An 11425-nucleotide genomic window follows, 5' to 3' on the forward strand; every position below is an offset into this window, starting at 1 on the left:
CTTCAGATCGCGATCAGTCTTGACGAAAGCAGTCAGCTTTTCTAAAACCTAGTTTAGAACCGTTCAAAACTTCTGTACGGGCATTCCGCCCTGTGCTTCGTCTCATAAGGCAAGCGGCGCGGAAAATTCAAGGAAAATGCATCGCCAGAGGTTGCCGGCGTGCAGCCTGTTGATCTAGCGAAGGAAATCATGTCGGGTTCGCGCATCTATATGGACTGGAACGCCACGGCGCCGCTTCTGCCCGAAGCGCGCGAGGCTTGCCTGTCTGCGCTCGACCTTATCGGCAACCCGTCTTCCGTCCATGGCGAGGGCCGGGCGGTTCGTACGCTGATCGAAAATTGCCGTCGCGATGTGGCCGCCCTTTGCGGCGCTAAGGCCTCGAGCGTCATCTTCACCAGTGGTGCGACCGAGGCGGCCAACCTTGTGCTGACGCCCGATTTCCGAATGGGTCGCACACCACTCAAGATCGGCCGGCTCTTTGCTTCGGCGATCGAGCATCCGGCCGTGCGCGAAGGCGGACGCTTCCCGCGCGAGGCGGTTTGCGAAATCCCCGTGACCTCTGAAGGTGTCGTCGATCTTTCCGCGCTCCAGGCGCTGCTGGCCGCACATGACCGCACACTTGGCTTGCCCATGGTCGCCGTCATGCTCGTCAACAACGAGACCGGCATTATCCAGCCGATTGCCGAGATTGCCACGATTGCTCGCGGCCATGGTGCTATACTCGTTGTCGACGCGGTCCAGGCCGCAGGCCGGGTGCCGCTCGCGATCGAAGATCTGGGCGCCGACTTCCTGATTCTGTCGTCGCACAAGATTGGCGGCCCCAAGGGCGCCGGCGCGCTTGTCGCGCGCGGCGAGGTGATGATGCCGGTGCCGCTGATCCGTGGCGGCGGGCAGGAAAAGGGGCATCGCTCGGGCACGGAAAACCCGGTGGCGATTGCCGGCTTTGCTGCCGCTGCCCGCAAGGTCGGGGCCGATGTTGCCGCACGCATGGCGGCGATCACGGCGCTCCGCGACAGGCTCGAGAGTGAAATGCTGACGGCGGCGGCCGACGTGGTCATTCACGGCCGCGACGTTTCGCGCGTTGGCAACACAGTCTTCTTCACGCTTCCTGGCCTGAAGGCAGAGACGGGACAGATCGCCTTCGATCTCGAAGGGGTGGCGCTTTCGGCGGGATCGGCCTGTTCGTCCGGAAAAGTCGGGCAGAGCCACGTGCTGACGGCGATGGGCTACGATCCGCGCCAGGGTGCGCTTAGAATATCGATCGGCGACGCGACGACACCGGCTGAAATCGAGCGTTGCGCCGCAGCCTTTGCGAAGGTAGCAGGAAGGCGACGCGCGTCGGGACAAGCGGCCTGACGCAGGCAATGCGACGAAATTGCGGAAAAGCAATTTTCCGCTTGGCAAACAGGGTGAAAAGCGCCTTTTAGCCATTACATAAGCGGTGCGCCAAGTTCGCACCGCGCTGACAAGCTGCCGGACCTTGGATCCGGCAAGATTGGAGAACGACATGCCTGCCGTGCAGGAGACCATTGATCAGGTCCGTCAGATCGACGTGGACCAGTACAAGTACGGCTTCGAGACGAACATCGAAGTCGAAAAGGCACCGAAAGGCCTCTCGGAAGACATCATCCGCTTCATTTCGGCGAAGAAAGACGAGCCGGAGTGGATGCTTGAATGGCGTCTCGAGGCCTATCGCCGCTGGCTGACGCTCGAAGAGCCTACCTGGGCGCGCGTCAGCTATCCGAAGATCGACTTCAACGACATCTATTATTACGCCGCTCCCAAAGGCGTGACCGGTCCGAAGTCGCTTGACGAAGTCGACCCGGAGATCCTGAAGGTCTACGAGAAGCTCGGCATCCCGCTGAAGGAACAGGAAATCCTGGCCGGCGTGCAGAAGTCGAAGATCGCCGTCGACGCTGTCTTCGACAGCGTGTCCGTGGTCACGACCTTCAAGGAAGAGCTCAAGAAGGCCGGCGTGATCTTCATGTCGATCTCCGAGGCGATCCGCGAGCATCCGGACCTCGTGAAGAAGTATCTCGGCTCCGTCGTTCCGACGACCGACAACTACTATGCGACGCTGAACTCGGCGGTTTTTACCGACGGCTCCTTCGTTTTCGTGCCGAAGGGCGTTCGCTGCCCGATGGAACTGTCGACCTATTTCCGCATCAACGAGAAGAACACCGGCCAGTTCGAGCGCACGCTGATCATCTGCGAAGATGGTGCCTACGTGTCCTATCTGGAAGGCTGCACCGCGCCGCAGCGCGACGAGAACCAGCTTCACGCTGCCGTCGTCGAACTCGTCGCGCTCGATGACGCCGAGATCAAGTACTCGACGGTTCAGAACTGGTACCCGGGCGACAAGGAAGGCAAGGGCGGCATCTACAACTTCGTCACCAAGCGTGGCGATTGCCGTGGCAAGAACTCCAAGATCTCCTGGACGCAGGTCGAAACCGGCTCGGCGATCACCTGGAAGTATCCGTCGTGCATCCTGCGCGGCGACGGTTCGCGCGGCGAGTTCTACTCGATCGCGGTGTCGAACGGTCACCAGCAGATCGACAGCGGCACCAAGATGATCCATCTCGGCAAGAACACGTCGAGCCGCATCGTCTCCAAGGGTATTGCGGCCGGCGTTTCGGAAAACACCTATCGCGGCCAGGTTTCGGCCCACCGCAAGGCCGAGAACGCCCGCAACTTCACCCAGTGCGATTCGCTGCTGATCGGCGACAAGTGCGGGGCGCACACGGTTCCCTACATCGAGGCGAAGAACTCGACGGCACAGTTCGAGCACGAAGCCACGACGTCGAAGATTTCCGAGGACCAGCTGTTCTACTGCCTGCAGCGCGGCATCCCGACCGAAGCGGCGATCGCGCTGATCGTCAACGGCTTCGTCAAGGAAGTCATCCAGGAGCTGCCGATGGAATTCGCCGTCGAAGCGCAGAAGCTGATCGGCATCTCGCTGGAAGGCTCGGTCGGCTAAGGCCCTGAACTGAATATCGAATGGCGCGCACCAAGAGCTTGCGCGCGAACAAACGTTCGTTTCCCAAGAGGACGATAGAAATGCTTGAAATCAAGAACCTGCACGCTCGCATCGCCGAAGACGGCACCGAAATCATCCGTGGCCTGAACCTCACCGTGAAGGCCGGCGAAGTCGCCGCCATCATGGGCCCGAACGGCTCCGGCAAGTCGACGCTGTCCTACATCCTGTCGGGCCGCGAAGACTATGAAGTCACCGAAGGCGACATCCTCTATAACGGCGAGAGCATCCTCGAGCTCGACGCTTCCGAGCGTGCGGCCAAGGGTATCTTCCTTGCCTTCCAGTATCCGGTCGAAATCCCCGGCGTTGCAACCATGCAGTTCCTCAAGGTGGCAATGAACGAGCAGCGCAAGTATCGCGGCGAAGACGAACTGACGACGCCGGAATTCATGCGTCGCGTCAAGGAAGCGGCTGCCGAGCTGAAGATCGCTCCGGAAATGCTGCGCCGCCCGCTTAACGTCGGCTTCTCCGGCGGTGAGAAGAAGCGCGCCGAGATCCTGCAGATGTCGCTGCTCGAGCCGAAGCTTTGCGTGCTCGACGAAACGGACTCCGGTCTCGACATCGACGCGCTGAAGATCGTCGCAGACGGCGTCAACGCGCTGCGTTCGCCTGATCGTGCCGTCGTGGTCATCACCCACTACCAGCGCCTGCTCGACTACATCGTGCCGGACACGGTGCACGTCCTCTACAAGGGCCAGGTCATCAAGTCGGGCGACAAGACGCTGGCGCACGAACTCGAAGCCAATGGCTACGCGGAAATCATCGAGGCCGCGGCCTGACGCCTGTTGAAGGAGTGTTCGAATGAATATGCAACAGGCAATCAAGATGACGGCGGCCGAGAACGCGCTCGTCGACGCCTACACCGCCCAGATCGGTGATCTGCCGGGCGACGGCTCGGTGCTTTCGGTTCGCGACAACTTGGTACACGAACTGCGCACGGCTGGCCTTCCGACCCGCCGCGTCGAATCCTGGCACTACACGGACCTTCGCACGCTGCTGCGCGCCGTTCCGGCCGCTGACCCGACGGCGTTCGCCGATCGCGTCGACGCGCTGGTTCCTGGCTCGACGGTACTTTCCGTGCGCAACGGCCAGGCCGACCTCAAGGGCAACCTGCCCGAGGGCGTGACCGTGCGTTCCTACGTTGACAGCCTGCTCGACGGCTCGGCCGCATCAGGCCTTGCCGTGCTCGGTTCCGACGATGCGATCGGTCGCATCAATGGCGGCCTCGTGCGTGGCGGTCTCGAGATCGACGTCGCTGCTGAAACCTCGCTGGAAAATCCGCTGGAAATCCAGCTGGTGCAGAGCCTCGGCCAGGCGCACACACGCTTCCCGGTCACCTTTGGTGCTGGCGCCAAGGCAACCGTGATCGAACGGCACCTGTCGACCAAGGACGCAGAAAGCTTCGTTTCGTCGGTCAGCGACGTGACGCTTGCCGAAGGCGCCGATGTCATCTGGATCATCCTGCAGCAGCAGGGTGCCGCCGACACCCATCTCGGCCAGATCCGCTTCGACCTCGGCAAGAACGCCAAGCTGCATCTCTTCGTCATCAACGCCGGCGGCAAGCTGGTGCGCCAGGAGATCCACGGCAAGACGAGCGGCGAGGGTGCTGACCTGACGCTTCGTGGCATCAATCTGCTCGGCGGCGAAACGCATACGGACGTGACCTTCACGCTCGGCCACAACGTGCCGCATACGACGTCTTCGGAAATCATCCGCAACGTCGTATTCGACCGCGCCAAGGGCGTTTTCCAGGGCAAGATCCTGGTCGCCAAGGATGCGCAGAAGACCGACGCGAAGATGTCGTGCAACACGCTGCTCCTCTCCGACGACGCCGACCTGTCGGCCAAGCCCGAACTGGAGATCTTCGCCGACGACGTGCAGTGCGGCCACGGCGCGACGGTTGCCGACATCGACCACACGCAGCTTTTCTATCTGATGGCGCGCGGCGTTCCGGAGAACAAGGCACGGGCGATGCTCGTCAACGCCTTCGTTGCCGAGATCGTCGAAGAGCTTGAAGATCATGAGACGCTGGTCGAGGCACTGGAAGACATCATCTCGACCTGGCTCGACAAGCACGCCTAAGAAGCGCGTCTGATTGGATTGAAAGACATGGAACACTCTGTACCGGTGCCAGCCTACGACGTCGAAGCGATCCGCAAGGATTTCCCGATCCTGTCGCGAAGCGTCTATGGCAAGCCGCTTGTCTATCTCGACAACGGCGCATCGGCGCAGAAGCCCCAGGTCGTGATCGACGCGATCGCCCATGCCTATTCCAACGAATACGCCAACGTCCATCGCGGCCTGCATTTCCTGTCGAATGCCGCGACGGAAGCCTATGAGGCGGCGCGCGAGAAGGTGCGCCGCTTTCTGAACGCCCCTTCGGTCGACAACGTCATCTTCACCAAGTCGTCGACCGAGGCGATTAACACGGTCGCCTATGGCTACGGCATGCCGAAGCTCGGCGAAGGCGACGAGATCGTGCTGTCGATCATGGAGCATCACTCCAACATCGTTCCCTGGCACTTCATCCGCGAACGCCAGGGCGCCAAGCTTGTCTGGATCCCCGTCGATGACGACGGTGCGCTGCATGTCGAAGATTTCGTGAAGTGCCTGACCGACAAGACCAAGCTCATCGCCATCACCCACATGTCGAATGCGCTGGGTACGGTCGTTCCGGTCAAGGAAATCTGCCGTATCGCGCGCGAGCGCGGCATTCCGGTGCTGGTCGACGGCAGCCAGGGCGCCGTACACATGCCGGTCGACGTCCAGGACATCGATTGCGACTGGTACGTGATGACCGGGCACAAGCTATACGGCCCATCCGGCATCGGCGTGCTCTACGGCAAGACCGAACGCCTGAAAGAAATGCGGCCGTTCCTCGGCGGCGGCGAGATGATCGAAGTCGTAACCGAAGACACCGTCACCTACAACGACCCGCCGCACCGCTTCGAAGCAGGTACGCCGCCGATCGTGCAGGCGATCGGGCTTGGCCATGCGCTCGACTATATGGAGAAGCTCGGCCGGGCTGCCATACAGGCCCATGAAGCGGACCTGACGGCTTACGCGCGCGAACGCCTTGCGTCGGTGAATTCGCTTCGCATCTTCGGCAATACGCCCGACAAGGGCAGCATCTTTGCCTTCGAGCTTGCCGGCATTCACTCGCACGATGTGTCGATGGTCATCGACCGCGCCGGTGTCGCCGTGCGCGCCGGTACCCATTGCGCACAGCCGCTCTTGAAACGCTTCGGTGTGACCTCCACATGCCGTGCATCCTTCGGGCTCTACAACACGCGGGCCGAAGTCGATGCACTGGCGGACGCGTTGGAGCATGCGCGCAAGTTCTTCGCTTGAAAATAGTGTAAAAGGTTCAAAGAGATATCATAATCTTCTGAACCAGAAGAGAAAGTCCAGGAGGCCGACATGAGCCTTGATGCAACGGAAGAAAAGGTCGACGTCCGCGAGGGCATCGTCCATTCGGCAATTCCAGCCGAGGAACTGGCGCGTCTCAGCGACGATATCGTCGCGGCGCTGAAGACGGTCTATGACCCGGAAATTCCGGCCGACATCTTCGAACTTGGTCTCATCTACAAGATCGACATCGAAGACGATCGCATGGTCAAGATCGACATGACGCTGACGGCACCCGGTTGCCCCGTCGCCGGCGAAATGCCGGGTTGGGTCGAGAATGCCGTCGGTGCCGTCGAAGGTGTGTCGGGCGTCGAGGTCGCGATGACCTTCGATCCACCGTGGACGCCCGACCGCATGTCCGAGGAGGCGCAGGTCGCCGTCGGCTGGTACTGATCGGGCCTTGCCGTATTGATCCGTTAAGGCACGGATACTACATTTGATTCTGTAAGGCGCCGGGCCTTTACCCCGGTGACGACAAGGAGAATGAGCCCATGGGCTTTGCCGTGATGAGCCTGACCGATGCCGCAGCTGGCCGCGTCCGAGCGATCGTGGAAAATTCCGGCGCCGATGCCCTGGGCATTCGCGTCGGCATCAAGAAGGGTGGCTGCGCCGGCATGGAGTATGCTGTCGACCTGGTCACTGAACCCAACCCCAAGGACGACCTGATCGAGCATCTGGGCGCCAAGGTCTGGGTAGCACCCGAGGCTGTTCTTTACCTGCTCGGCACGCAGATGGATTTCGAAGTCACGACGCTGCGCTCAGGCTTCACCTTTCACAACCCGAACCAGACCTCGGCCTGCGGCTGCGGCGAATCGGTTGAGCTGAAGCCTGCGGACCTTGCAGCGCTCGCCGCGCAGGGCGATGCGGTGGTGCGCGCTAACTAAGTTTCTTTCATTCGTTCACGCAGATAGGTTGGCCCGGTTTTCGCCGGGCCTTTTTTCTGATGAGATGTAACGGAGCTGGAACGGAGACTATGGTGATGGCAGCGTTCAATGAGGATCTCGTCTTCAAAGCGCTCTACGAGACGTTCCCCGATCCGGTGATCATCATCGACGCCGAGCGGATCATCCGCTCGGCCAACAATGCGGCCCTCCAGCAGTTCGGCTACACGGCGGAAGATTTTATCGGCAGGTCGGTGCGGCTGATCTATGCCAACGATGCCGAATATGACAAACGGCTGAAGAACCGCGCCGCAAGAGTGGACGAAACCGCGCCCCGCTCGTCCAACTACCTCTATGTCAGGCAAGACAATTCGACTTTCTCCGGCCACTTGCGAACCACGCCGCTGATCGACGATCAGGGCGAAGAGCTGGCGCTCATCGGTATCATCAGAGATATTTCGGATCTCACCGAGGCAGTCAGCGAACGCGAGAAGGCGTCCCAGATGCTGAACGCGGCGCTGGAAGCCATGCCCGAGGGCTTTGCCATCTTCGACCGCCAAGAGCGGCTGGTCGTCTACAACAGGGCCTACCAGGCGATCTGCGGCCCGGCCGGCCCGGCGCTGAAGCCCGGCATCACCGCCGAAGAGATCCTGCTGCTCGCACGGCAGGGCGGTCACTACCCGGATGCCATACCAGGAACACGCGAAGGCGACGAATGGATCTCGTCGCGGCTGCGCGATTTCCGTCACCCCGATGGCCGACCGAAGATCTTTCGCTACGCGGACGACCGCTGGCTCAGGGTCGAGAACATCAGGACGAAGGATGGCAATACGGTCGTTGCGCGCGTCGACGTCACCGACCTCAAGCGGGCCGAATTGACGCTTGAGCGGCAGCGACAGGAACTCGAACACAAGAACGAAGCCCTCGACCAGTTCACCGCCACGGTCTCCCATGATCTCAAGGCGCCGCTCAGGCACATCTCGATGTTCTCCGAAATGATCGAGGACGACCTCAAGGCCGGCAACCAGAGCGAACTTGCCGAAAACGCCCGCCACCTGCGCGACAGCGTGAGGCGCATGAACCGCGTTGTCGACAGTCTGCTCGATTATGCGCAGATCGCCCATCGGATCACCGACTGGACGAATGTTCGCCTGAACGACGTCGTATCCGAAACGCTGACGATGCTTGCCGGTGACGCACTCGCGGCCAACGCGACGTTCGAGGTTGGTTCATTGCCGGAACTGGAGGGCGATCCCGAGCTTCTTCGACGGCTCGTCCAGAACCTCGTCGGCAATGCGATCAAGTACCGGCACGGCGACCGGCCACCGATCATCCGCATCCAAGGCGGCCTTACGGACCAAATGGTGGAGCTCTCCGTCGAGGACAACGGCATTGGCATCGACCCGCGCTTTGCGGGGCGCATCTTCGAGGTGTTCCAGCGCCTGCACAAGGACGAGACGGTCTATGGGGGCACCGGCATCGGCCTGGCGCTCGCCAAACGCATCGCCGAAAGCCACGATGGTTCGATCTGCCTTGACACAACCTTCCGTGAAGGCGCACGTTTCATCGTGCTTCTTCCGAGGCGGCTGAGGAAGGCGAAGTAGGGCGGAAAAAGGTGGTCTCGACGCCAAAGCGATTGCTCTTGGTGGAAGACGACGCGCACGACGCGCGTTTCGTCATGCGAGCCTTTGCCCAGGTCGACCAGGCGATCGAACTCGTTCATGCGACCGACGCCGACGAAGCTGTCGAACAGCTCACGCATGGCCATTTCGACTACATCCTGATGGATATCAAATTGCCTGGCAGCGACGGCATTGACCTTCTGCGGCGCGTGCGCAAGCACCGGGCGACCGCGCTCATTCCGATTGTCGTGCTGACGTCGTCGATCAATCCGGCCGACGTCCTCCATTGCTACAGTGCCGGCGCCAACGCCTATGTCGCCAAGCCCTCGTCGGTCCTGGAGTATCGCCGCTTTGCCGAGGCGTTCATACGCTTCTGGGTCGAAAGCGCGATCCTGCCGCCAAGCATGAGCCTGCGGCGATAGCACGAACGAATGCGTCGCACGGTCCAGCGCGCATGCCCTTGGTCCACACACTTTCTCGTCACGAATTTGGAGATGGGCTCCGGGGCCAGATGCTCATGTTGCCTGCAATCACACGGACGGCGCGCAAACGCGAACTGGCGGAGCGAACAAGCGCTCCGCCAGTCCTTGATGGTTATTCTGCAGCTTCCGCGTAGCTTTCCAGCGGCGGGCAGGTGCAGATGAGATTGCGGTCACCGAAGACGTTGTCGACGCGGTTGACCGGCGACCAGTACTTGTCGACCCGGAAGGCGCCCGGCGGGTAGCAGGCCTGTTCGCGCGAATAGGGACGATCCCAATCGCCAACCAGGTCTTCGACCGTGTGCGGAGCGTTCTTCAGCGGATTGTTGGTCTTGTCCATGCGACCCTCCTCGATCGCACGGGCTTCCTCGCGGATTGCCAGCATCGCCTCGCAGAAGCGGTCGATTTCCGCCTTGGTTTCCGATTCGGTCGGCTCGATCATCAGCGTGCCGGCAACCGGCCAACTCATGGTCGGGGCGTGGAAACCGCAGTCGATCAGGCGCTTGGCCACGTCGTCAACCGTGACCCCGGCGCTTTCGACGAGCGGACGGGTGTCGATGATGCACTCATGCGCAACGCGACCCTTGGACGACTTGTAGAGCACCTCATAGGCGCCCTTCAGCCGCGCTGCGATGTAGTTGGCGTTGAGGATTGCCACCTTCGTCGCCTGGGTCAGGCCTTCGCCGCCCATCATCAGGCAGTAGCTCCAGGAAATCGGCAGGATCGAAGCCGAACCGAAGGGAGCTGCCGAGACCGCACCATCCTCGCCGTCCGTTTCCGGGTGGCCGGGAAGGTAAGGTGCCAGATGCGCCTTGACGCCGATCGGGCCCATGCCGGGGCCGCCGCCGCCGTGCGGAATGCAGAAGGTCTTGTGCAGGTTCAGGTGGCTGACGTCGGAACCGATGTCGCCGGGGCGGGCGAGGCCGACCATGGCGTTCATGTTGGCGCCGTCCATGTAGACCTGGCCACCGTGCTTGTGCACGATCTCGCAGACCTCACGCACGTTCTCTTCGAACACGCCGTGCGTCGAGGGGTAGGTGATCATGCAGCACGAGAGGTTTTCGGCGTACTGCTCGGCTTTCGCACGGAAATCGTCCATGTCGATGTCGCCGTTTTCGCTCACCTTGATGACGACGACCTTCATGCCGGCCATCTGGGCGGAGGCAGGATTGGTGCCGTGCGCCGAGGTCGGGATCAGGCAGACGTCACGATGGGCATCGCCCTTTGCCAGGTGATAGGCGCGGATCGTCAACAGACCGGCATATTCGCCTTGCGCGCCCGAGTTCGGCTGCATCGAGATCGCGTCATAGCCGGTGACAGCGCAGAGCTTTTCCGACAGGTCCTCGATCATGTGCTGGTAGCCGGCCGCCTGGTCCTTCGGCACGAACGGATGGATCTCCGAGAATTCCGGCCAGGTGATCGGCAGCATTTCCGCCGTCGCGTTCAGCTTCATCGTGCAGGAGCCGAGCGGGATCATCGCCCGGTCGAGCGCGAGGTCGCGGTCCGACAGCCGGCGGATGTAGCGCGTCATCTCGCTTTCGGCGCGGTTCATGTGGAAAATCGGGTGCGTCAGGTACTCGCTGGTGCGCAGCAGGCTTTCGGGCAGGCGGTAGCCCGGCTCGAACTCTTCCACCTTGAAATCGCCACCGAATGCGCGCCAGACGGCTTCAAGCGTGACGGGGCGCGAGCGCTCGTCGAGGCTGATGCCGATCTTGGTTTCGCCGATCTTGCGCAGGTTAACTTCCTCGGCGACCGCGGTCTTGAGGATGATGCCCTGCAGCTTGCCGACTTCAACGGTGATCGTGTCGAAGAACACGTCGGGCTCGACGGTGTAACCGAGCTTTTCGAGGCCCATGGCCAGGCGAACGGTCTTCTGGTGAACGCTCTGGGCGATCGCCTTGATGCCCTTCGGTCCGTGGAAAACCGCATACATCGAGGCCATGACGGCGAGCAGCACCTGCGCGGTGCAGATATTCGACGTCGCCTTCTCGCGGCGGATAT

General features: G+C 61.6%; 10 protein-coding genes. 9 read left to right on the top strand and 1 reads right to left on the bottom strand.

The window, feature by feature from the left end; translation table 11 throughout:
* The first annotated feature begins 189 nt into the window (after positions 1-189).
* From VGO04_RS07300 to VGO04_RS07340, 9 genes are all read left to right on the top strand, one after another.
* Positions 190-1356 carry a cysteine desulfurase family protein gene (locus VGO04_RS07300; protein ID WP_327495287.1) on the top strand — a complete coding sequence of 389 codons (1167 nt, stop codon included), beginning with the start codon at positions 190-192 and terminating at the stop codon, positions 1354-1356.
* Positions 1357-1507: 151 nt separating this feature from the next.
* Positions 1508-2977: a Fe-S cluster assembly protein SufB gene (sufB, locus tag VGO04_RS07305; RefSeq protein ID WP_327495288.1), complete on the top strand. Its 1470-nt coding sequence runs from the start codon at positions 1508-1510 to the stop codon at positions 2975-2977.
* An 80-nt stretch (positions 2978-3057) separates the two neighbouring features.
* A complete protein-coding gene (gene sufC / locus VGO04_RS07310) occupies positions 3058-3813 on the top strand; it encodes a Fe-S cluster assembly ATPase SufC (protein ID WP_327495289.1) in 756 nt (251 codons plus the stop codon).
* Between the two features lie 22 nt (positions 3814-3835).
* Entirely contained in the window at positions 3836-5116 is a 1281-nt protein-coding gene (gene sufD, locus VGO04_RS07315; RefSeq protein ID WP_327495290.1) for a Fe-S cluster assembly protein SufD, read from the top strand.
* A 27-nt stretch (positions 5117-5143) separates the two neighbouring features.
* Entirely contained in the window at positions 5144-6385 is a 1242-nt protein-coding gene (locus VGO04_RS07320; RefSeq protein ID WP_327495291.1) for a cysteine desulfurase, read from the top strand.
* Positions 6386-6454: 69 nt separating this feature from the next.
* Positions 6455-6835: an SUF system Fe-S cluster assembly protein gene (locus tag VGO04_RS07325; RefSeq protein WP_327495292.1), complete on the top strand. Its 381-nt coding sequence runs from the start codon at positions 6455-6457 to the stop codon at positions 6833-6835.
* Positions 6836-6933: 98 nt separating this feature from the next.
* The gene (gene sufA / locus VGO04_RS07330; protein ID WP_327495293.1) at positions 6934-7326 is read left to right on the top strand and encodes a Fe-S cluster assembly scaffold SufA; all 393 of its coding nucleotides are present in this window, start codon (positions 6934-6936) and stop codon (positions 7324-7326) included.
* Positions 7327-7421: 95 nt separating this feature from the next.
* Positions 7422-8927 carry a sensor histidine kinase gene (locus tag VGO04_RS07335; RefSeq protein ID WP_327495294.1) on the top strand — a complete coding sequence of 502 codons (1506 nt, stop codon included), beginning with the start codon at positions 7422-7424 and terminating at the stop codon, positions 8925-8927.
* Between the two features lie 11 nt (positions 8928-8938).
* Positions 8939-9367: a response regulator gene (locus tag VGO04_RS07340; RefSeq protein WP_327495295.1), complete on the top strand. Its 429-nt coding sequence runs from the start codon at positions 8939-8941 to the stop codon at positions 9365-9367.
* 172 nt (positions 9368-9539) lie between these two features.
* On the opposite strand, the gene gcvP is transcribed toward VGO04_RS07340, so the two are convergent.
* Positions 9540-11425, bottom strand: a 1886-nt coding sequence (gene gcvP / locus VGO04_RS07345) for an aminomethyl-transferring glycine dehydrogenase (protein WP_327495296.1), incomplete at its 5' end; no start/stop codon positions are given.

It is taken from the genome of Ensifer sp. (assembly GCF_035999185.1).
Lineage (GTDB): Bacteria > Pseudomonadota > Alphaproteobacteria > Rhizobiales > Rhizobiaceae > Ensifer.